Source organism: Corynebacterium macginleyi (assembly GCF_003688935.1).
Taxonomy (GTDB): Bacteria; Actinomycetota; Actinomycetes; order Mycobacteriales; family Mycobacteriaceae; genus Corynebacterium; species Corynebacterium macginleyi.
In genome coordinates this window covers 13,388-35,334 of record NZ_REGE01000006.1, presented here as the reverse complement: position 1 = coordinate 35,334, position 21,947 = coordinate 13,388, and the positions used below count along the sequence as shown (strand labels likewise).

Annotated in this window: 22 protein-coding genes and 1 pseudogene; 13 read left to right on the top strand and 10 right to left on the bottom strand. The window is 56.7% G+C overall.

Annotated features, from left to right (window positions below; genetic code table 11):
- Positions 1 to 32: 32 nt before the first annotated feature.
- Genes D9V82_RS05805 through D9V82_RS05775 form a run of 7 tightly spaced genes read left to right on the top strand, consistent with a single transcriptional unit; the run spans position 33 to position 8,058 of the window.
- Positions 33 to 3,041, top strand: coding sequence for a Na+/H+ antiporter subunit A (locus D9V82_RS05805; RefSeq protein WP_121911484.1), 3,009 nt, complete (start codon positions 33 to 35; stop codon positions 3,039 to 3,041).
- Entirely contained in the window at positions 3,042 to 3,542 is a 501-nt protein-coding gene (locus D9V82_RS05800) for a Na(+)/H(+) antiporter subunit C (RefSeq protein WP_121911483.1), read from the top strand.
- Positions 3,535 to 5,304, top strand: a complete 1,770-nt coding sequence (locus D9V82_RS05795; RefSeq protein WP_121911482.1) for a Na+/H+ antiporter subunit D — start codon at positions 3,535 to 3,537, stop codon at positions 5,302 to 5,304. The genes D9V82_RS05800 and D9V82_RS05795 overlap by 8 nt, the downstream gene beginning before the upstream one ends.
- Positions 5,301 to 5,828 carry a Na+/H+ antiporter subunit E gene (locus tag D9V82_RS05790; RefSeq protein ID WP_121911481.1) on the top strand — a complete coding sequence of 176 codons (528 nt, stop codon included), beginning with the start codon at positions 5,301 to 5,303 and terminating at the stop codon, positions 5,826 to 5,828. The genes D9V82_RS05795 and D9V82_RS05790 overlap by 4 nt, the downstream gene beginning before the upstream one ends.
- Positions 5,828 to 6,100: a monovalent cation/H+ antiporter complex subunit F gene (locus tag D9V82_RS05785; protein ID WP_121911480.1), complete on the top strand. Its 273-nt coding sequence runs from the start codon at positions 5,828 to 5,830 to the stop codon at positions 6,098 to 6,100. Before D9V82_RS05790 ends, D9V82_RS05785 begins: the two co-directional genes overlap by 1 nt.
- A complete protein-coding gene (locus tag D9V82_RS05780) occupies positions 6,100 to 6,480 on the top strand; it encodes a monovalent cation/H(+) antiporter subunit G (protein ID WP_121911479.1) in 381 nt (126 codons plus the stop codon). The genes D9V82_RS05785 and D9V82_RS05780 overlap by 1 nt, the downstream gene beginning before the upstream one ends.
- 15 nt (positions 6,481 to 6,495) lie before the next feature.
- The gene (locus tag D9V82_RS05775; RefSeq protein ID WP_121911478.1) at positions 6,496 to 8,058 is read left to right on the top strand and encodes a glycosyltransferase 87 family protein; all 1,563 of its coding nucleotides are present in this window, start codon (positions 6,496 to 6,498) and stop codon (positions 8,056 to 8,058) included.
- A gap of 137 nt (positions 8,059 to 8,195) precedes the next feature.
- Here D9V82_RS05775 and D9V82_RS05770 read toward each other — a convergent pair whose 3' ends face one another.
- From D9V82_RS05770 to D9V82_RS05760, 3 genes are read right to left on the bottom strand one after another with little or no spacing between them, the layout of a single operon-like run.
- Positions 8,196 to 9,335, bottom strand: a complete 1,140-nt coding sequence (locus D9V82_RS05770; protein WP_121911477.1) for a glutamate--cysteine ligase — start codon at positions 9,333 to 9,335, stop codon at positions 8,196 to 8,198.
- A gap of 45 nt (positions 9,336 to 9,380) precedes the next feature.
- Positions 9,381 to 10,214, bottom strand: a complete 834-nt coding sequence (locus D9V82_RS05765; protein ID WP_121911476.1) for a LytR C-terminal domain-containing protein — start codon at positions 10,212 to 10,214, stop codon at positions 9,381 to 9,383.
- Positions 10,215 to 10,237: 23 nt separating this feature from the next.
- On the bottom strand, positions 10,238 to 10,513 hold the full coding sequence (locus D9V82_RS05760; RefSeq protein ID WP_121911475.1) for a DUF3263 domain-containing protein: 276 nt from the start codon (positions 10,511 to 10,513) through the stop codon (positions 10,238 to 10,240).
- Between D9V82_RS05760 and D9V82_RS05755 the strand changes: the two genes are divergently transcribed.
- Entirely contained in the window at positions 10,512 to 11,135 is a 624-nt protein-coding gene (locus tag D9V82_RS05755; RefSeq protein ID WP_121911474.1) for a peptide deformylase, read from the top strand. The two genes, D9V82_RS05760 and D9V82_RS05755, sit on opposite strands and share 2 nt — an antisense overlap.
- 2 nt (positions 11,136 to 11,137) lie before the next feature.
- Positions 11,138 to 12,139 (top strand): N-acetylglutamate synthase, CG3035 family, encoded by a 1,002-nt coding sequence (locus D9V82_RS05750; protein WP_121911473.1) that lies wholly within the window; start codon positions 11,138 to 11,140, stop codon positions 12,137 to 12,139.
- Here D9V82_RS05750 and D9V82_RS05745 read toward each other — a convergent pair.
- The 3 genes from D9V82_RS05745 to D9V82_RS05735 are packed head-to-tail and all read right to left on the bottom strand — an operon-like array spanning position 12,136 to position 13,152.
- On the bottom strand, positions 12,136 to 12,492 hold the full coding sequence (locus D9V82_RS05745) for a hypothetical protein (protein ID WP_121911472.1): 357 nt from the start codon (positions 12,490 to 12,492) through the stop codon (positions 12,136 to 12,138). The genes D9V82_RS05750 and D9V82_RS05745 overlap by 4 nt on opposite strands.
- A gap of 41 nt (positions 12,493 to 12,533) precedes the next feature.
- Positions 12,534 to 12,755: a hypothetical protein gene (locus tag D9V82_RS05740; RefSeq protein WP_121911471.1), complete on the bottom strand. Its 222-nt coding sequence runs from the start codon at positions 12,753 to 12,755 to the stop codon at positions 12,534 to 12,536.
- Complete coding sequence (locus D9V82_RS05735) at positions 12,748 to 13,152, bottom strand: type II toxin-antitoxin system antitoxin SocA domain-containing protein (RefSeq protein WP_121911470.1); 405 nt, start codon at positions 13,150 to 13,152, stop codon at positions 12,748 to 12,750. Before D9V82_RS05735 ends, D9V82_RS05740 begins: the two co-directional genes overlap by 8 nt.
- Before the next feature lie 340 nt (positions 13,153 to 13,492).
- Here D9V82_RS05735 and D9V82_RS05730 point away from each other — a divergent pair, with 340 nt between their 5' ends.
- The 4 genes from D9V82_RS05730 (at position 13,493) to cls (ending at position 17,507) form a co-directional block, all read left to right on the top strand.
- Positions 13,493 to 14,113: a Panacea domain-containing protein gene (locus D9V82_RS05730; RefSeq protein WP_121911469.1), complete on the top strand. Its 621-nt coding sequence runs from the start codon at positions 13,493 to 13,495 to the stop codon at positions 14,111 to 14,113.
- The gene (locus D9V82_RS05725) at positions 14,110 to 14,652 is read left to right on the top strand and encodes a GNAT family N-acetyltransferase (protein WP_121911468.1); all 543 of its coding nucleotides are present in this window, start codon (positions 14,110 to 14,112) and stop codon (positions 14,650 to 14,652) included. The genes D9V82_RS05730 and D9V82_RS05725 overlap by 4 nt, the downstream gene beginning before the upstream one ends.
- 581 nt (positions 14,653 to 15,233) lie before the next feature.
- Entirely contained in the window at positions 15,234 to 16,043 is an 810-nt protein-coding gene (locus D9V82_RS05715) for an exodeoxyribonuclease III (RefSeq protein ID WP_121911554.1), read from the top strand.
- A complete protein-coding gene (cls, locus tag D9V82_RS05710; RefSeq protein WP_121911467.1) occupies positions 16,044 to 17,507 on the top strand; it encodes a cardiolipin synthase in 1,464 nt (487 codons plus the stop codon).
- Between the two features lie 298 nt (positions 17,508 to 17,805).
- Here cls and D9V82_RS05705 read toward each other — a convergent pair whose 3' ends face one another.
- The 4 genes and pseudogenes from D9V82_RS05705 to D9V82_RS05690 all read right to left on the bottom strand — a co-directional run bounded on the left by D9V82_RS05705 (position 17,806) and on the right by D9V82_RS05690 (position 21,944).
- Positions 17,806 to 18,303, bottom strand: a complete 498-nt coding sequence (locus D9V82_RS05705) for a CAP domain-containing protein (protein ID WP_121911466.1) — start codon at positions 18,301 to 18,303, stop codon at positions 17,806 to 17,808.
- 165 nt (positions 18,304 to 18,468) lie between these two features.
- A pseudogene (locus D9V82_RS05700) lies at positions 18,469 to 19,990 on the bottom strand (IS1634 family transposase).
- 284 nt (positions 19,991 to 20,274) lie between these two features.
- Positions 20,275 to 20,781: a CAP domain-containing protein gene (locus D9V82_RS05695; RefSeq protein ID WP_121911465.1), complete on the bottom strand. Its 507-nt coding sequence runs from the start codon at positions 20,779 to 20,781 to the stop codon at positions 20,275 to 20,277.
- A 386-nt stretch (positions 20,782 to 21,167) separates the two neighbouring features.
- Positions 21,168 to 21,944 (bottom strand): ABC transporter permease, encoded by a 777-nt coding sequence (locus tag D9V82_RS05690; protein ID WP_121911464.1) that lies wholly within the window; start codon positions 21,942 to 21,944, stop codon positions 21,168 to 21,170.
- Between the last annotated feature and the right edge of the window lie 3 nt (positions 21,945 to 21,947).

The window sequence follows — 21,947 nt, the reverse complement described above, 5'->3', positions numbered from 1 at the left end:
CTTGACACGACTTAAGGAGCGCAGATTCCAACGTGCTAGTACTTCTGGGTGCCCTCATCGTCGCCACCGTAGTTGCACCACTGCTCATTATGAATGTGGGCCGCCCAGCCTTTGGTCTATTGGCATTAGTTCCCGGTGTTGGTTTCGCGTGGACCCTCGCGCACTTCGCCCGGGGTACTTTCCGCGAGGGCGGTACACTGACTTACACCCTCGAATGGATGCCGGCAGCGCACCTAGCCGTAAATCTGCGCCTCGATACCCTAGGGGGGCTCTTTAGCCTCATCATCTTGGGCATGGGTGCGTTAATCCTGCTGTATTGCTGGGGCTATTTCGATTCCACGCGGCGCCGCCTTGGCCTGTTTGCCGGCCAGTTGGTGGGTTTTGCCACCGCCATGTTGGGGCTTGTCACCTCCGATAGCCTGCTGCTCATGTACGTATTCTGGGAAATCACCTCCCTCTTGTCGTACCTGTTGGTCAGCTACTATGCCGAGCGCGCCTCCTCGCGCCGCGCCGCGCAGCAAGCGCTGATGGTCACCGTCTTAGGCGGCCTCTCCATGCTGATGGGTATCTGCTTGCTCGGCCGGCAAACCGGAGCGTGGACCTTTAGCGCAATCCACGCCTACGATCACTTTCCCCACACGCCGTATGTCACCGTCGCCATCGTACTCATCCTCATCGGTGCGCTAACCAAATCCGCCATCGTGCCGGCCCACTTCTGGCTGCCTGGCGCGATGGCCGCACCAACGCCGGTCTCGGCGTATCTGCACTCCGCTGCCATGGTCAAGGCCGGAATATACCTGGTAGCGCGCTTGGCTCCAGATATGCACGAGGTGACCACTTGGCACCTCATAGTCATTTCCTTGGGCGTATTTACCATGCTGCTCGGCGGGTGGATGGCGCTTAAACACAGGGACTTAAAGCTGATTTTGGCTTATGGCACGGTCTCTCAGCTGGGGTTTATCACTTCCGTCGTGGCGGTTGGCTCCCGGGAGGCCATGCAGGCAGGCTTGGCTCTCACCTTTGCCCATGCGCTCTTTAAGGCCGCGCTCTTCATGGTGGTCGGCGCCATCGACCACTGCTGCGGCACGCGCGATATCACACAACTGTCCGGTCTCGGCCGCAGGCAGCCCTTCCTTTACGGCATCGCCATTATCTCCGCCCTGTCGATGGCGGGCGTTCCCCCGCTCTTCGGCTTCGTGTCCAAAGAGGCCGTGCTGGAATCGACCATGCACGAAGAACTGCTCATTGGCATGCCGCGCAATATGATTCTGGTGGCCTATGTGGCAGGTTCCATCCTGACCATGGCCTATGCACTGCGCTTTTTGTGGGGTGCCTTTGCTTCCAAAAACCTCCCGGATGATAAAGACGGCGTTTCTGCGGCTGTAGCCGGGATGCACAAGGTCACCGTGGGCCTGTGGCTGGCCCCAGCCATGCTCACCGCGCTCACCATCGCGCTGGGCATTGCGCCGCAGGCGCTCTCGGGGGCCATCGATCAGCACCTCGATTCTATTTTTGGGGTAGGCGACTACCCCGGCCTGGCCCTCTGGCACGGGTGGTCGGTGACCTTGGGCGTATCCGCCATCATTATCGTGGCGGGAATCCTCGTCCACTGGCGCCGCCAAGTCCTGGAGCAATGGCAATTTGCTTACCCCGCGCTTGGCGATGCCGACTCTGTCTACGACCAAGTCATCTCCACCCTGCGCAAGCTCTCCCTGCGCACCACGGCCATCACCCAGCGCGGTTCGCTGCAGCTCAACCTCACCGTCATCTTCGCCACGCTAATGATCTTGCCGCTGGTCATGCTAATTACCGGGGATCTTACGGATATCCGCATGGTGGTCGCGGAGAATCCCTGGCAGGTCGTCGCCGCCCTCCTGATGATGGTGGCCGCCATCGCCGCCACGGTGACCGATAACCGCTTGTCCGCCGTCATCATCGTCGGCGTTACCGGTTATTCCTTATCTTTCGTCTTTGCCATCCACGGCGCCCCGGACTTGGCGCTGACTCAGCTATTGACGGAAACCATCATCATGGTCCTATTCATGCTGGTGCTGCGCCGCATCCCGGCATCGACTGAGTGGAAGCAGGACCCCAAGATGGGCCGCCTGCGCGCCTGGCTGTCCGTCGGCACCGGCCTGACCGTCACCATCGTGGCAATGTTTGCCATTAACGCGCGTTCCACTGAACCCATTTCCCAGTACATGCCAGAGCTGGCCAAGGAGATCGGCCACGGTGCCAATACCGTCAACGTCTTGTTGGTAGACCTGCGGGCGTGGGATACCTTTGGTGAGATCACGGTAATTATCATCGCCGCGCTGGGGGTGGCCTCCCTGATTTATCGCACCCAATCCTTCTCCAGGGAAAGCCGCCGTCCCACCCTGCAGGTTACGGGTCGGCGTTGGCTAGCCACGGGCGCAGGATCGGAGCAGGCGCTTAACCGCTCGTTGATGATCGATGTCTCCACTCGCGTGCTTTTTCCCTTCATGATGGCGCTGTCGTTTTATTTCTTCTTAGCAGGGCACAACGCGCCTGGTGGCGGCTTCGCCGGTGGCCTTGTGGCGGCACTCGCGCTCATCCTGCGCTACCTTGCCGGTGGCCGCGCGGAGCTCGAAGCAGCCCTGCCCATCGATGCCGGGCGCACCATGGGCGCCGGCCTATTGTTCTCCACCCTGGCAGTGCTCGTGCCGATGTTCTATGACTACCCGCCGCTGAGCAGCGGATATACCTCGCCTGAGATCCCGCTTATCGGCGCGGTCTCACTGCCTTCGGCACTGGTCTTTGACTTAGGGGTCTACCTCATTGTGGTGGGTCTTACGCTCTACGTGCTCAGCTCGCTCGGTGCCAAGCTGGATAAGGAAGAAGACCTTCGTAAGCAGCGCGCCCGCGACCGCGCCCGTTCGCTAGCGCGGAAAAATCGGCAACGCAGCACCCAGCAGAAGGTCCACCGGGCACACAAAGAAGAAAAGAAACAACAAGAGATACCAGTTGCAACGAGCTCCTCCGGCGACTTTTCCGGGGACAACGCAGGAAAGGAGAAATAAATGCAAGCCAACCTCTTCCTCCTGCTCGCCGCCGGAGTGATGGTTTCTGCGGGCATCTACCTCTTGCTCGACCGCGCCATGACCAAGATGCTGCTCGGACTGCTATTGCTGGGCAATGGCGCCAATCTTTTCATGCTGCAAGCCGGTGGCCCGGCGGGTTCGCCGCCCATCGATGGCCGCGAGGCCGAGCCTTTTGGCAGCGATAGTGCGGATCCTCTCACCCAAGCAATGATTCTTACCGCCATCGTCATTTCTATGGCACTGACGGCCTTCATCCTTACCTTGGCTTACCGTCAGTACCGCTACCGCACCGCCGATGTCATTGAAGATGACGCCGAAGATACCGCCATCGCTGCTCAGGCCTCCAAGCCCGGCAACGCCGCGGCCAGCGCGGATCATGATGCCTCCACTGACCCCGCCACGGGGCGCGTCACCAAGCAAGGCGATAATTTTGGCCCCCAATCCTTCGAGCAGCCAGTGAAGGGAGCCGGAGATGACTGAACTATTTCACCAGGCCGCTGAAACCATGTACCCGTACGTCAGTGCTCTTATCCCGCTGCCCGTTATCATCCCGGCGGTAGCCGCGGCACTCTCGCTGCTGTCTGCTCGCATGCCTCATGTGCAGCGCCAGATCACCTTCTTCTCCCTGCTGATTACGGCAGCGGTGAACGCCAGCTTGATCATAATAGTGGATTTCTATGGCATACAGACCTTGCAAATAGGCGGCTGGGACGCGCCGGTGGGTATCACCTTGGTGGCGGACCGGCTATCCACGATGATCCTCTTTACCTCGTCCGTGGTCCTGTTCTCCGTCATCTGGTACGCAATTTCCCAGGGTGTGCGCGATGGCACCAAGGATGAACCGGTAGCGGTCTTCGTGCCCACGTACATGCTGCTGACCATGGGCGTGAATATCTCCTTCCTGGCCGGAGACTTATTTAACCTCTACGTCGGCTTCGAGGTCTTCCTCGTGGCTTCCTATGTGCTGTTGACTTTGGGGGCATCGGCAGGCCGGGTGCGCGCCGGTGCAGGTTATGTGATGGTTTCGATGGCCTCGTCCATGATCTTCTTGCTGGCACTGGCGTATGTCTATGCTTCAGTCGGCACCATGAACATGGCGCAGATCGGGCAACGCATGCAGGACGTTCCCGAGGGCACCCGCACCGCCATCTTCGCCACTCTGCTCGTGGCCTTTGGTATTAAGGCCGCGGTGGTGCCGCTGGCCGCCTGGCTGCCGGACTCCTACCCCACCGCTCCCTCGCTGGTGACGGCCGTGTTCGCTGGACTGCTGACAAAGGTCGGTGTGTATGCGATCATCCGCGCGCGCACATCCATCTTTACCAATGGTGGACTTGATACCGTGCTGATGTGGGTGGCGCTGGCTACCATGCTGGTGGGTATCTTGGGTGCTATCGCGCAAGCAGACATTAAGCGCCTACTGTCCTTTACTCTGGTCAGCCACATCGGCTATATGATCTTCGGGGTATCCTTGGGCACCGCCCAGGGGCTGTCCGGCGCGATTTTCTACGCCATACACCACATTTTGGTGCAGACCGCGCTCTTCTTGGTCGTGGGCCTTATCGAGCGCCAAGCCGGTACGTCCTCGCTGCGGCGCCTGGGCTCGTTGATGTATTCCGCCCCGCTTATCGCCGTGCTGTATTTCATCCCGGCGATCAACCTGGGCGGCATGCCGCCATTTTCTGGCTTCCTGGGCAAGATCATCCTCATTCAGGCAGGCGCCAATGAAGGTTCCTGGTTGGCGTGGGTACTCATCGGCGGTGCCCTGGTGACCTCGCTGCTGACTCTCTACGTGATGATGCTGGTATGGGCCAAGGGGTTCCAGCGCGACCGCGCCGATGCCCCAGAAGGCCATGTCGCCTTGGCCCGTCCCGCCCCGCTTTCCGATGTCACCGATGAGGTCGAGTTTTCCTCCCGCCAGGACGTCGGCCGGGTGCCCCTGGGCATGGTGGGCGCCACGGCATTGCTGGTTATCGCCTCGATGTCGATTACCTTCTTGGCTGGCCCGATTTCCGGTATTACCTCCCGCGCGGCCGAATCAGCGCAGGATACCTCCATTTATCAATACGCCGTATTGGGCGAAAACGCCGATAGCCCCACCCGGCACCTCGACCAGAAGGAGCGTTATGCAGGCGGCGCGGACTCTTATGAAGAGCGCAGCCACTTGCTGCCGGATCCTGGCCCAGCCCACGATCCGGCAAGCGCTCCGCCGGTAAAGAAGAGTAAAGAAGGAGGTCCGCGATGACTAAAAACCTCTTTTCCGGTGTGCGCTCCCGCTTCCATCCGTGGTTTACCGTCTGGATTACGGTCATGTGGTGCATGCTCATGGGTGAAGTCACCGTGGGCAATGTGGTCGGTGGCCTCCTCGTCGCCCTCGTCATCGTCTTCGCCCTTCCGCTGCCGGCAATGCCCATCGCCGGTGTCGAGGTCGCGTGGGGCGCATTTTTGCGCTTTATACTGCGCTGGTTTTGGGAGCTGTTCTATGCCTCCCTGAAGGTAGGCTGGCTGGCCGCCCGCCCACAACCGCTACCGCAGACCGCCATCCTGGAATTGCCAATGCGCTTGGAAAATGAGTTCATCCTCTCCCTCGCGGTGACGCTGTACAATCTGCAGCCGGGTGGAACGGTGACAGATATCGACATTGCTAATCGCATGATCACCATCCACATCCTGGATGCCCGGGATGAGGCGCAGATCCAGCGCGAAATCGATGCCGTGTCCCGTCTAGAATCTTCCATGATCGAGATCTTTGAAAGGAGCCACCCATAATGGATCCGCAGATGTATCACGCTATCCTGCTGGTTCCCGCATTCTTACTGTGGGTCTCCGCTCTCATTACCGCTTGGCGCATTATCACCGGGCCCAACTCCCTCGACCGGCTGGTAGGAATGGACGGTTTTACCGCCATGTTCCAGTGTGCATTAGCGACTTATATGTGCTGGTCGCTAGATACCTCCGTGGTCTCAGCCATGCTGGTCATCGCGCTGCTTGGTTTCATCTCTACGGTCTCCGTCACGAGGTTTCGGAAGAGGGATACTTAATGAGTTGGTCACTAATCGCCGATATTCTCTCGCTCATTCTCGTCATCAGTGGCAGCCTGCTCATCCTTGCTGCTGCGATTGGTTTGGCGCGTTTTAAGGACACGATGTCGCGGGTCCACGCCGTGACCAAGCCGCAGACCACCGGGCTTATCCTCATCATCATGGGTGCGTTCATCCGCATCACTGGCGCTGAATCTTTCAGTGTGGCCGAGCGCGGTGATTTGGGTATCCTTATTTTGCTGGTACTGTTTGCGATGTTTACCAGCCCGGTGACCGCGCAGCGTACCTCACGTATTGCACGCCGTGAAGGCCTGTATGCACCCGAGGAATCGATGGCGCGCAATGACCGTCCCGCGGGCCGTTCGCTGCACCGCAAATAGGAGACACCTTTAACCGTGAAGAAGCTATACGGACTGCCTACTCTGGTCGCCCTTTTGGCTGCCTTTTTTATCTTCAGCATCTCCCGCTATAGCAAGTACGATGGCCCCGATGCGTTCGTCTGGCGCGTGCCGCTGGATCTGCTGATTTACAAACTCGCCGGCGAGGAAGTGGCCGGAGGTGCCAACCTTTATGACAACGCTTATATTGGCGATCTTCCTTTTACCTACCCTCCTTTCGCCGGCACGCTGTTCATGTGGATATCCTCGCTAACTGATGACACCCTAATCATTGTCTGGCAAGGCGGCACCATCCTTGCCTTATTGGCCGTCATCCTGCTCGTTTTTCACGAGCGTGGTCTTAAACTATCACCCTTGACCTGGGTCGTTGTTATCCTGCTCGTGCTGTGTGCCCCGGCAATGGAGCCAATGTACGGCACCTTGTTCTTCGGCCAAATCAACGTCTTTTTGATGTTGTTGGTTGCCCTCGATGTCATTCCCAGGAAGCGGGCGCTGCCCGGCATTGGCATCGGCCTCGCCGCCGGCTTGAAGCTCACCCCGGCTTTTATGGGCCTGGTGCTCTTATTCCAGAGGCGCCGGTGGCAAGCGCTTATCTGCGTTCTTGTCTTCGCGATTACGGTAGCGATTGGTTTTGTCACCATTCCGGATGCGGGGCAATTCTGGACCTATGCCATTTTTGATTCCTCCCGCGTGGGTGAACACACCAACCCGGGCGCGCAATCCCTCCGATCGGTCATGGTGCGCGCGTGGGACATCGACGGCGGTTGGATGTGGATCGCCGCCGTCGCGGTGGTTTTCGTGTTGACCTGTCTGGCCCTGCGTACCGCGATGAAGCACAAGAATAACTCCGCGGCCATGTCCCTCGCCGGCATTTGCGCCTGCCTCATCTCGCCCTTTTCCTGGTACCACCATTGGGTCTGGGCTTTCCCGATGGCCCTCGTGGTCCTGATCTCTGTCAACCAGGTACTGGGCAAGCGCCTGCGGGGTGTCATCGGTGCGCAAGTTGCAGCGCTGGTTTCCTTCGTGGCTATGTGCGTGGTGCTGCTGCCCTATGTCTCCGCAGCCTTGTGGCCCGAAGGTGCCAACCGCTCACTCAACCATGCAGATTTCCAGCCCTGGGCCATGCTCATTTTCACCGCCTCCGGCATCCTCTACATTGCCTTTTATGCCCTGTGGGGATTTATCCCCGGCACCCAACCCAGCGCGCAAAACAGCGCGCAGCCCAGTGCCAAGTCCAGCGCGCAAACCGGCCCGCAAACCAGCACCCAACCCAGCGCCAAGCCGACCACCCAGCCCAGCACGGAGAACCCCCGCGGCATCTTGCCCGCGGCACGACACCCTGCCAAACCACGCCAGCATGTCTCGTTGAAAAAACCCAGCCCGCTGCAGCGCACCCACGCAGACGGGAAGTCCACACCGGGTAATGCAGTGAGCACCGATGAAACCGCTCAGTTCCCCGTAGTTAACCCTGAGACCCGCGTGTTTCCTGCCGCCGAAGGCTATGGCGATATTCCGGCTCCCTCGTCCTCCGGCGGGCGCCACAATCGGGACAAAGACTAAGCGGCAGGCACCCCGCGTTGCGTGTGCATCCGCCGCCGTGCGACCCCAGGTGCGCCGCGACCGAGCATATGTTTCGCGCGCAGCTGCCGTTATCGAGGCCCGTCTACAAGGCGCTGAGCCGAGTATCGGTGAGCTGATTAGCGCACCGGCCGGAAAGTGTGGAGCTCGCGGCAGGTTTGCTCGACGACGTCGCGCCAGCTGCCGGTTTCTTGGAAGAGGCGGCGTTGGCGTTCGTATCCGGCACCACTATCAATGATTTCGTGCACCACGGCTAGTTCTTTTGCGCAGCCCAGCTCCCGGGCTAAGGGAGTAAGTTCTTCTACCATCTGGGCCAATTCATCTTTAACCCAGGCCTCATCCGTCTCGCGCGAGGTAATAACGAGGGCATCCATCCCGTAGCGCGACCCGCGCCATTTATTTTCCGCCACATGCCACGGCTGCAAAACAGGCAGTTCCTCGCCCGCGTCAATCATGCGGTCATAGTGCACGACCAAGCAGTGCGTCAGGGCGACGACGGCGGATAGCTCCCGCAGGTTCGAGGCGGCATCGGAAACGCGCACCTCCACGGTGCCCCACTTTGCGGCCGGCCGGATATCAAAATGCATCGAGCCGGTGTGGTTAATGACTCCGGAGATCGCTTGATCCCGTATATAGGACTGCCACTGACCCCACGTGGCAAATTGGTACGGCATGCCGGCTGTGGGCAGCTGTTGATACAGCATGGTGCGATTGGAGGCATAGCCTGTATCGATCCCTTGCCACCCCGGCGAGCACGCAGAGATGGCCAAGAGGTGCGGGTACTTCGCCATGAGCGCGTTGATAATGGGCCAGACGCGCTCCTCGTGGCTGACGCCAACGTGGACGTGGGTACCCCACAGCAGCATCTGCTTTCCCCAATACTGGGTGCGGGAGATGATCTCTTGATAGCTGGGTTTATCCGATAGAGGGTTTTCCCGGAAATCCGTGAACGGGTGCCCACCGGAGGCCCACACATCAATGCCGAGCTTCGCCGCGGCTTCTTCCACGGCGGCCAGTGAGGTCTCTAGTTCCGCAATGGCTTCCGGCACCGTGGTGCAAATGCCGGTAACTAGTTCCACCGTGTTTTGTAGGAATTCTTTTTCCACGTGAATATCGGGGTGGGCGGCAGTGGCAAGATCAATAAGTTCAGCCCCGCGCGGGACAAGATCGCGCGAGTCGCGGTCCACGAGGGCGACCTCCCATTCCACCCCCAGCGTAGGCTCGGGGGAACGGGCGAATACTTCTGCCGGAATCTTCACTGGTACAGCTTAACGGGTAGCAAGTAATAATTCCATGAATTTTATTTAGGCCTGTGGAACGGCGAGGGCGACCACAACGGCGCCGTCGTCGGTGGCTTCCTTCGGCAGATCCTTGTTCATCGGTTTGACTTCTGCCTGGTAGCGCGCGGCTACTTCCCTGGCTAATGACTCCGCGGAGACGTCACCCTCGGGGTAAAAGACGGTGGTCTTGGGCACGGTCAAAACCTCACCCGGCAGGTTACCCACATAACCTACTTTGAAGCCGCTGGCCTTGAGCACATCGGCTTCGTTCTTGGCCTTATCGGATTCGCCGGAGTTATTGAGCACGCTGACCTTAATGTCATTGCGGTCGCGGGTCACGGGCGGCGCATGGTGGCCGCCCGCCCGGGCGTTATTCCGAGCGTGGTCGGAGCCTTCGCCGCGTGCGGCGGGGTCGCGGTTGACCTCGCCCTCGGCCCCAGCGTGGGGGTGCGCCGCATCGCCTTCGCCTGCGGGGGGCAGCTGGTTAGGGGCCTCGTCGCGGGAACCATCGGCAGGGACACCGGGGCCGTTGCCCTCCTGATCACTATGAGTGGGAGCGTTAGACGTAGAGTGGGCGGAATCGGAAGCGACGGTCGAATTATCGTCTTCTGAGATCATGGCGTACAGGCCCCAGAGGCCGAGTGTCACGGCCACGGCGATGAGCACCATGGCGAGGCCGCGTAGCGGTAAACCGCCTTTCTTGGCGTGGGCGCCTCCCCCACCACCGCTGGTTCTCGACGCAGCGGCTTCACCGCTTGCCCCATCGTCATAAACACCATCATCATAACCATCGCGATAATCGGCCGCGGGGTCATCGAATCGCTGGTTGTATAGATTGTCCGAATTCTCTTTAGTCACTTCAGCAACATTAGTAGTTGATTCTAACGCAGTGGGGTATTTTCCCGCGCGGCGCGCCGCGTGTTTTCGCGCTCCTCCCGCAGACGTCTGAGCCGGGCCACCAAGAGGGGATGGGATTCGGCAGCGGCGGGGGCATCAAGAAGCAGGTTCAAACGTTGGTGATAGCGCACCGGCGAGATATCCAACCGCGCGCGAATGGCCTCTTCCTTGCGGCTGATGCTGCGCGGGGCGGTTTCCTCGAAGTCTAGAATGGCGGCGTCTAGGTCAGACAGGTGGTCCATGCCTAAACTGTAAAGCATGACTATTCGCCCCATCGTTATCCACGGCGAGCCCGTGCTTCATCAACCCACCACACCGGTGGAAGAATCCGAGATCTCCAGCCCCGAAATACAACAGCTCATCGCGGACATGTATGAAACCATGGAGGTCGCCCATGGCGTGGGCCTGGCTGCGAACCAAGTGGGGATAGGCAAGCGGATTTTTGTGTATCACTGCCCCGATACCGAAGGCCCGGATGGTACCGAACTGCCTGCCGATAAAGCCGGCATGCGCAAGGGTTGTGTCATCAACCCGGTGTTGGAGACCTCCGAAATTCCAGAAACCATGCCTGCCGATGACGGCTCCGATGACGAAGGCTGCCTCTCCGTGCCGGGCGAGGGCTTTCCCACCGGCCGTGCCGATTGGGCGCGCGTAACCGGCAAAGACGAACACGGCAACGACATCACGGTGGAAGGATACGGCTTTTTCGCCCGCTGCCTGCAGCACGAAACCGGCCATCTCGATGGGTACGTCTATACCGATACCCTCATCGGCCGCTACAAACGCCAGGCCAAAAAGATCATTAAGCGCAATGGCTGGACCGAGCCGGGCTACTCCTGGATGCCGGGTGAAGACGCAGATCCCTTTGGACACGACGATTAGCCATGTCCCGCATCTTTCGATCCGATGCCGTACAGATAGGAGATCGCGTCGTGGCTCGGCGCGATTTTGGCGGGGTGCACAGCGATGTCATCGGCCATGTACTCAGCCTCGACCCTCTGGTCATCCGCCCGCAACAGGTCGGCGGCTATCCTTCTAACCTCGCGGCCGTGGAGATCGCGCCCGCACAGCTGAAGATCATCAAGCGCCTCTCACCGCGCACTGTGCGCAATTCCGATATCCGCGCCGTCGAGTATGCCACCGCCCAGGCCTTTCCCGGCAAGAAGCACGAGTGGACCTCGGACGGTTCCTGGCTCATGCGCGCCGGCGATGGCGTGACCGGCCGTTCCAATTCCGCCGTCCCTCTCGGGCCCGCTGCGGGCTTTAACCCGGTGCCATTGGAAGAAATCACGGAGTTCTACCGCCACCACGATCTGCCAGTGCGCCTGCTTATCCCAGAGCGCATTGGAAAACCCGCATTGCGCTTGCTTGCCGATGCCACCTGGCACACCGAACCCGAAATCCTCGTCATGGTCCTGCGCGATCTCGCAGACCTTTCCGCCGTGGCGCCGGGCCCCCATTCCAGTGGCGCGGAGTTTCGCATTGATTCCCAGCCCGATGACGCATGGCTGCAGATGTACCAGTTCCGTGGCCAGGCGCTGCCAACCCAGGCGTTGGAATACCTGCGCGCCCGTATCGAGGGCACGATGGGCTTCGGGCGGTTGCTTTTAGGTAGTCAGACCGTAGCCATCACCCGCGGTACCATCACCGAATCCGGCGATGGCACCGCCTGGCTGGGATACTCCGCCGTGGAAGTAGCCTCCTCACACCGCCGCCAGGGCTTAGGCGCCCTATTGGGCCAGCACATGCTGCACTGGGGGCGCGAGCGGGGTGCGAAACATGCCTACCTCGATGTCTTGGCTTCCAACACCGCCGGCATCCGCTTGTACGAAAAGCTGGGGTTCATCGAGCAGCACCGCCAGATCTACGCCCAGCTGTGCGACTAACCCCGCTGGGTTAACTCCACGCAGATAGTATTCTTGTCGTCTTCGCTAACATTCAGGCTGTTCTTTACGGCGTGAAGCTCATTGCAGTTAATGGCCGACCTCTTACTTAGAAGGGGAAAGTCGCCTTTCTCTAAGACAACGAGTGTCGAAGACGTATCTTCGACAAACTCTGAGAAACGCGCTCTCACGACCGCTTGTGTTCTTTCGACCTTAGAAGTCGCATTGACCATCAAGAAATAACCCTCGGAGTTCACCGCGAGCATGAAGAAACAATGCTCCTTTTCGGACTCGAAAGGCGGGTTCCCTTTCAACCAAAACGCCAGCCCCCGGACGAAGACGGTCAGAAGGTTCATTACCGCCTAGCAGCTCTGCGATTGTAGGCACAGTTCGTGACTTAAACTAGAGCGAGCCCGGTCGTTTGCGCCATCTCGATCTTCTCGGCATACGTCTCGCGAGCCGCCTCGAGAATCTCGGGGTCCTCAGAGAAGTAGGGATCAATACTTGGGTTTTCGAAGAACCGGAGGTTGTCAATGGGCACGGACGTTTTTGGATACGCAGAGAAAACACTTTTGTGGACAGACCACTCCGGATATGCATGGCTGACATTGTCAGCCATGTCGAACCGTTCCAACCCGCGGAACGTCGAAGCTGCTTTCAGCAGCATGCGCTGGTCGACAAGAGAGTGCTGATGTCCCGATCTCAGCAATGGGGCAAATGTCGAACCCGCGGGTTTCAAATGAGTTACGCCACAGTTCGAGGTCAGCCTCACTGGCCATCTCGTCCTGTTTAATAACCCTCAGTGCATAAGAAGACACAGGACCATTTTTCATGGCAACGTAGTAGGGGTCCGTGATTGTTTGCGCAAATCGGCGAAGACTGAACCGGTCAGCAGCCCAAAGGTTCTTAACGACTTTGAGCCGTGTGTTCGAATCGGTGCCACCTTCGCTAATAAGGAGATTGACGGCCTCGACTACCTTGCGTGCGTTGCGCGAGGGCATCTCTGTCGTTGTCATTGCCCCCTCCTTCGTGTGGGCCCACCCCGAAAAGTAGACACGCTGGGGCTAGCTATGCTGCTGTGGTCAATATAGCTGAAGTCTCGGTTTCACAAACATCAGGGGCTACAAGGACCACAGCACCGTAGCCACGCCTCCGATGGGTCAACTATTCGGGGGTCGGCCCCATGAACGATCATGCCGGACGGCAGCAGGATCAGCGGACTTGTGCGGAATAGAGGCCCTGACCCAACCCTAATTAGGATTCACACACTGCATTTCAAGTACGCACATGCCCGTAGTTTATCGTAAACTGAAGTGAAGCATACTCTCAATCAGCGGCTTGGAAGGAGGATAATTTATGAATGAAGAGACGCCCTACGCTTGGGATTCCGAAGTCCGCTACGACTTAGACCCCCATTTAATTAGCGACTATTTCCTTGCGATTGACGACGAGCGCAAGGAGCCCGACGTTACGCAAATGAAGCTACACAAGCTGATGTATTTTTCCCAGGCAAACTACCTAGCCGGTACGGGAAGACGCCTTTTTAACTCGGATGTTCACGCTTTCGAGCATGGGCCAATCATTGACAAAATCCGCGATGAATTCAAGAAATTCGGTCGACAGATTATCGTGGCTGCGGATGACGCTGTTGCGTTCAATGCCAAGCTTGACTCTCCTAGCCTGCCAGACGCAGTAAAAGCGTTTTTGGACGCTATCTGGAATGTGTTCGGCGATCTATCACCTACCCAGCTGCGTGACTTGTCACATCAAGATGCCCCTTGGTCAGACAATTATGTCAAGGGCGGATATAAGATCAAGATCAGCGATCAGGAAATGCAGTACTGGTACAGGCAGCCAGGGTCACGAAATCGACAGGTATATCCACCAAACGTCTATCTGTTCACGGAAGCTGATACCAAAACCTTTGACATAGATTTTTCGGACGAAGATATCAACGAAATTCTCGCAAATTTATGACAATTCCTTGGACGCATGTAGAGCCGAGAACCAACACGACTCAAATAGACAACTTTAGTTCCGGCGAGCCGATTATCGATGATTGGTTTCATCAAAATTCGGCGCAGGAACACACCGACAAAAGGGTTATCACCCACGTTTGTGTCGATTATCTAGGTCAAGTGGTCGGTTTTTTCTCCCACACCGCTGTGGTCTGCAGGTTCGATGGAGAATCAAATTCTCTCCGCAAAACTTATTGCTCTAGGGGTGAAGTCGAGGCTCCGGCAATTCTTTTGGCCAAAATGGGTCTAGCAAAAGCACTTCAAGGTCAAAAACACGGGAGACGACTGTGTCTTCAAGCTCTGGCCAAAATCAGTCAGGTTGCCGCTGCGGCTGGAGTCCGCTTACTTGTTGTCGATGCTCTCAACGATGCGCTTGTACCCTTTTATGAGTCTGTGGGATTTCGTTCTTTGAATGCTCAGCCCACTCGGTTGGTGATGAAAACCTCTAACGCTGCCAAACTTTCATCTAAGGCCAAAGATGCTAGCAATATTATATAAACGACTTTCTCGCCTGCTACTACTTTCCCGATTGCATCCAATTTAATTGTGCGAAGTCACAGACACACCACCTGAACCGCCCTGAACTAGCCTGAGGTTACCCTCGTTTGGTGGACACCCGATTAGTGCGGATCGTGTGTCCGTAAGAGAGGATGTTCATTATGAGTCAACAACGCCAGAAGTACACGCCGGAGTATCGACGTGAAGCGGTAAACCTGGTAATCGAATCGCAGCGCCCGATTGCTCATGTAGCTCAAGGAGATCGGTGTCGCACCTAGCCTTTTAGGCCGGTGGGTGAAAAACGAGCGCGAACGCCTAAGGATCCTCCGATGGGCTAAGCCAGGCGGATCTTCGTGCTGAGAATGCTCGTCTGCGCCGTGAGTTGGCAGAAGCCAAGATGGATAACGAGTTTTTGTTACAAACGACAGCCTTCTTCGCCGCATGTCAGACGCGAGTTTCTAGTAGCGGTGTTCCGAAGGCTCGGTAGTGTCCTGTTCCGGGCAGTCGGTACCGGGGCCCCAAAGGCCCCTCGACATCACAGGACTAGTCCGGGCCATTGCCCGCGCGGTACTGTGTTATACATGCGCATCACCACGTGGAATATCAACTCCGTTCGCACCCGCGTCCAGCGGGCGCTGGATCTTCTCCGCGCGCATGATATCGACGTGCTGTGCTTACAAGAAACCAAGGTCAAGGACGATAAATTCCCCCGCGAGGTCTTCGAGGATGCCGGGTATCATGTCAGCTGCCATGGGCTAAACCAATGGAATGGCGTGGCTATTATTTCCCAGGAGAAACCGGAAGAGGTCTTTACCGGATTCCCCCACCAGCCCGGCTTTGCCAAAGATCCGGAAAAACCTCAGAACCGCGAGGCCAGGGCGCTTGGCGCACGCATCCGCGGGGTGGAAATCTGGTCACTGTATATCCCCAACGGTCGCGAGATCACCGACCGTCACTACGATTACAAACTGGACTTTCTCTACCAGCTCTCTCATTATGCTGCTGGTCACACCCAATCCAAGCTGCTTTTAACCGGCGATTTCAATATCGCCCCGCGCGATGAGGACGTATGGGATATCGAGGCCTTCCGCGGCAAGACACATGTCACCGAACCCGAGCGCGCCGCCTTCCAAATGCTCGAGGAGGCCGGCCTCGAAGAGGTCACTCGCCGGTTTACCGAAGATCAGCGCTACACCTACTTTGATTACAAGGGGAGGCGCTTTGAAAAGAATGAAGGAATGCGCATTGATTTCCAGTTGGCCTCGCCACCGCTGGCCAAGCACGTCACCGGCGCGCATGTAAACATGGAAGAACGCGCTGGCGAAAAGACCTCCGATCACTGCCCGCTTAGTGCAGATTTTGATCTGCCCGATTTTGATTCCGTACGTTAAATGACCTGGTCGCTCGATCTCAGCTTTTGGCAGCTGGCTTTTCTCATCGTTGATTATTCCATCAAAATCATCGCGGTGGGCTTCGTGCCAGAAGACCGCCGGCCATCCAATTCTACCGCATGGCTATTGGCCATTCTGGTGCTGCCTCTTATCGGCCTGCCGCTGTTTTTGCTCATGGGCTCGCCGTATATCAACCGGCGCCGACACCGCATCCAACAAGAAGCCAACGAACGCCTCGAGGATATTTCTGCCCGCACCCCGGATCATCCTCAGGGCATCCTATCGGCCGAGGTGGAATCCGTGATCAAGCTCAACCGCGAGCTGACCGGGTTTCCGGCGCTTGTCGGCCACAACTTAGGCCTGCATGCAGATTACGATGACTGCATTCGCGCTATCGCCGCGGCCGTGGACCGCGCCGAAAAATACGTCTCCATCGAGGTCTACATCCAATCCTGGGACGAGGTCACGGATGTGTTTTTCCAGGCCCTCGCCCGCGCCACCGCCCGGGGTGTCAAGGTCCGCCTCCTGCTCGATCAGATCGGTAGTTTTAAGTACAAAGGTTATTCCACATTGGGAAAAAGGTTGACAGACATCGGCGTGGACTGGCGCCTCATGCTGCCCATCCAGCTGCACAAGGGCCGCTTCCGTCGCCCGGATCTGCGCAACCACCGCAAGCTCGTCATTATCGATGGCGAGGTGGGCTTTATTGGTTCCATTAACCTAATTAAGCGCCAATATAAGACCACTGACCGCTTTTGGATCGATTACATGGTGGAACTCTCTGGCCCCATCGTCACCGCCATGAACGCCGTCTTCACGGTGGATTGGTACACCGAATCCGGCGAGAACCTTCCGTTGGATGAGCTGCCATATGACGATGCCCAAACCGCCGATGCCAACTGCCTCCAAATGATCCCGTCTGGCCCCGGATATGCCACCGAGCCCAACCTGCGTATGTTCAACTCCTTGGTCCATCACGCCAAGCAACGCCTCGTGCTGTGCTCGCCGTATTTCGTGCCAGATGAATCCCTCTTAGAGGCCGTCACCACCGCCTGCTACCGCGGGGTGGAAGTGGAGCTTTATGTCTCCGATACCGCTGACCAATTCATGGTCAACCACGCCCAATCCTCGTATTACCAGGCGCTGCTCGAGGCCGGGGTGCGTATTTACCAATTCCCCTACCCGTACGTTCTGCACTCGAAGTTCATCATCACGGATCCGGACAGCCAGGAGTTCAATCCGCTGTGCATGTTTGGCTCATCCAATATGGATCCGCGTTCCTTCGGCCTCAACTATGAGTCCACCATGCTCGTGGCCAAGGGCAATCTAATCGCCCAGTTCAACCAGCTTGCTGCCAATTACCGCGCGGTGTGCCATGAGCTCACCCTTAAGGAGTGGAACCAGCGCGGCTTCATCCGCCGCTACGTTGATAATGTCATGCGGCTGACCTCAGCCCTGCAATAAGCTGAGCTTGCTGGTTCCCGCTGGTTAGCCGTTAAATCCCCTAAGGCAGAAGCATGCTGGTATTCAAGGCACAAGATATATTGAGCAGAGCTAGGCGAATCACCCTTGTGTTTCAGTGAAGCCCGATCCTGACTTTTCAAAATTTTTATACCAGAGAAATCCTAACAGTTAAGTGAACGTAGGGGACAAAACACACATTACTTCGATGGGACTATCAAAAGACCCGATTAAATAATGCACATGTGTGAGACTGTAACGACTGTTTCTTTAACGTCCAAAATTCTGTACGGCGAAAAGCTCACCATCCGCTCCTACGGCAATGCCCGTTCCAACCGTTTTTGCTTCTGGGTCTAGCAATTTTTTTCCTGTGGTTGGGCGAATTCATCCACATATCCACCAGTTTCGCAGCTGAGAAATCAGCCCACGCCTGAAGGAGGTTTTCACCTCCACCAGGAACACCATCCGGGTAGGCTTCCCAGTGATTTGACCGATGCTGCAAATCCCCTATCTCGACTAAATATTCAGCCCATTCTTGAGCGATAGCATTTAAGTCAGGATTTTCTGTCACCGGATTTAAGCCCTGGCCCGCCCTCGCTTCATTGACTGCTGCAAGAACAGACTGCGCACGCACCACATCGGGCTTCACCTGAGTTACTTCTTGTTCAGTAGCACCGATATACTCCTCCGCCTTAGCCGGAGGAGTGACTGCTTCTACACCTCCCCCCACTAATGCTGCGCCCGCAATAGTTGGCGCTACATACTTTTCAAATGGATTCCGAAAGCGTTTATTGGACATTTCTACCACTTCCTCAGAACAAACTGGCTAAATTGCTCTACGCAATCCCTCTCCATCTCCAAGCTTAGCGCAAAAGACAACCATTTTCAGCAAGTTGACACTATTTAAAATAGATTTACCATAAAATAAAAATCTGGTTAACGTTGTTACCTGACTTGGCTCAGATTAGTGCCGAAGGGTTGGGGCGGTGATGGTGTTGACGAGGGGTTGAATTTCCGGGGGTAGTGGTACGGCGGCGTTGATGGTTTCTCCACCAATGTTGAGTTCAAAGCTGCGGTATTTCTTGAGCGTTCTCACGAGGCGTTTGATGGATTGACCACTGCGGGTTTCCATCAGGTGGGCCTCGGCTAGTGCTGCCATCACAATGTTGAGATGTGCGGTGATCGAGTCTTGTTTCCTGGCGTAGATTGGGCGTGCTTTGGGGTCTGATTTCGACATCCGAAATGATTTCTCAATGTTGAATAACCTGCGGTAATGCCCGATTACCTCGTTAGCAGGCACGTTAACAAGGTCGGTCTCATAGCCTTTGATCCCGGCTACGGCTCGGTGTTTGGCAGCAAGAGCGTAGTTGGCCTTCTTGTTCGGGGCGCAAAGATCGATGTAGCGGTTGCGCTTGATAGCGATATTGCCGTCAACAGCCCATTTGGCTTTCGCTACTTGCTCGTCGATTCCGCGCAGGCTGCGTCTAGCCCGATCATGGGAGTATTGGAAGTGGGTCACCGTATTCGGGGTTGTGTGTTTGCGCCCATGGCTTGCCGAGGCTTGTGTCAAGATCTGGCCGTGGGTGTAGTCTTTACCGGGGTTTTCCCGCCGTCAGGGTTCGATCACCTCAGGCACGGTGGGGGTTTTCACCGACAAGATGTAGTGCAGCCCTGCATCGATGAGTGCTTGTTTGTTCGCTGCTGAAAACATGCCTGCATCAGCAACGACGGTAACTTCATCGAGTTGGTAGTCTTCTTGGAACCGTGTGATCATCGGCAGCATCGTGTGGGTTTCTGCCGAGTTGCCGGCAAACGCGCCTACATGCAATGCAAACCCAGTGGCATCAGTAAGCAGCCCGACAAGGATTTGTGGCTCTACACGGCGCTCTGTGGAAAACCCGGGTTTGCGAAGCTCATCAGGAGTATCGGTTTCAAAGTACAAGGTGGTCACGTCGTACAAAAGAAAAGTACCTGGCCCGATACTTGCATGATGCGCCAGCACTTGGGTTAATCCTTCACCGAAGGCATCTGTAGCAAAGCCAGGTAGTCGACCTTCAATCGTGGCCTAGCTTGCGCTGGTGATGCCAACCTCGGCAAGAGTCTCGATGGAATCCAGCTTCGAGCCAGGATTGATGATCCGGGCACGCACCATCCCGAAACACCCGATCATCACCAGTTGCTACAGCAAGACCTAATTCGTTGAAACACGCATCAATACAGTCCAACAAGTAACCTGCTCGCTGTGCTGTCACCGGCACCGGGTCATCAGCGGTTCCCCTGCTTGCTGAAGCCTCTACTCCAAGATCAAGGGTGAGTTGATCTGCATCAATAAGACACCGGGCCTGGGCTTTAAGCTGCTCAACTTGGTCAGGTCAGTGCCCTGATCCGACCTGTTGAAGCTTTTTCGACCCTCGATGCTTAGACCACACCACCTGAACCGCCGTCGCCCCGGAAGCGGTCTTGACAGTGCGAATGTATGGACTCACAAAATCAGACTACCGGCTACCCCCGCCAGTACCCGCTTAGTGTCGAAAAACAACCACCACAACACCAAACCCCCAGGCCACAATGTCAATGGTGACCTTCATCACCTAACCGTGAGCCAAGTCAGAAATTCTTATACCAGAGAAGTCCTAACAGTTAAGTGAATATAGGGGACAAAACACACTTTATTTCGATGGGGCTATCGAAAGGCCAAATTAAATAATGTATATGTGAGAGGCGGTAACATCCGTTTCTTTAACGGCCAAAATTCTGTACGGCAAAAAGCTCACCATCCGCCCCTACGGCGATGCCCGTGCCAACCGTTTTTGCTTCTGGGTCTAGCAAATTTTTTCCTGTGGTTGGGCGAATTCATCCACATATCCACCAGTTTCGCAGCTGAGAAATCAGCCCACGCCTGAAGGAGATTTTCACCTCCACCAGGAACACCATCCGGGTAGGCTTCCCAGTGATTTGACCGATGCTGCAAATCCCCTATCTCGACTAAATATTCAGCCCATTCTTGAGCGATGGCGTTTAAGCCAGGATTTTCTGTCACCGGATTTAAGCCCTGGCCCACCCTCGCTTCATTGACTTCTTCAAGAACAGCCTGCGCACGTACCACATCGGGCCTCATCTGAGTTTCTTCTTGTTCAATAGGACCGACAGGCTCCTCTGCATTAGCCGGAGGAGTTGCTGCTTCTACACCTCCCCCGACTACCGCTGCGCCCGCGACCCCAACAACAGTTGGCGCTACAAACTTTTCAACGGATTCTGGAAGCATTTCATTGGACACTTCTACCACTTCCTCAGAGAAAACTGGCTCAATTGCTCTACGCTATTCCTTTCCTCCCCGAGCTTAGCGCAAAAGAAAAAGATTGTCAGCAAATGGACAGTGTTTAAACTAGATTTACCATAAAATAAAAATCTAGTTAATGTTGTTAAGCTTGTGAACGTCAATATGAGCTTCCCCGACTGGCCTCGGATCTGCCCCTACTCATTAGAGCTGCTTTTCTGAGGTAGTCTGACCACCACCAATAAAAATAACCGGCTGATTACACTCAGCCGGTTACCAATCGTGCTGCACACAGCACATCTACCCACGCTGCGAGAGCGCGAATCACCCCGCCCAGCGGGTTCACATACTAATGAAAACTGCCCCTGCTCAGGATCGATTTCCTCTTAAGCATCGCGCTTGTGCACTACCAGCACGCCGAGGGCCCACAGCACTGCGACCCAGACGAAGAATACAACGCCGCTACCTGCGGCCTCGGTCCACAGCTTGTTATCTACTGGGGTATTGGATAGCCAGTTCTGGAAAGCGGTAAAGGGCATGAAACCGCCAATCTTATCGCCTACGACAGGCATCATGCCCACGATTTGATCCACGCCCAAATACAAAATGAGGCCCAGCGCCACAGAACCTGCCGTCTGGCGGATCAACATGCCAATGCCTTGGGCAAAAGCCACCACGAGGGCGGCGGCCAGTGGGTACTTCCACAGCTGCTCGCGACCAACTTCATCGTTCCACGGGTCGAAGTTGGCGGAAATGGAGCTATCAGCAAGGAGATCCGTGAGCAGGTACGCGCCCACCACACCGATAAAGGTCAGTACAGCTGCGATAACCGCGTATAAGACTAGCTTGGCCACGGCCACGCTCCAGCGCCGCGGAGAGGCCATGAAAGTAATAGCATGGGTGCCGAAGCGGTATTCCGTGGTCACCAGCATGGTAGCTTGAATCATCAGCAAAGGCAGGCCCAGGGTCAACAAGAATATTACGGTGGACTCGGGACTTACCGGCTGGAAGCCCATATCAACAGCTTCCGGTTCGAGTGGTTGCATAAACGAGGCGCTAATACCGGCCCAGCCCCATGAAGATAGGAAGAAGAGCGCGGTGGTCCACCAGAAGGAGCCGGTGGTGCTCAGCTTAACCCACTCGGATTTCAAGATATTCACCATGGC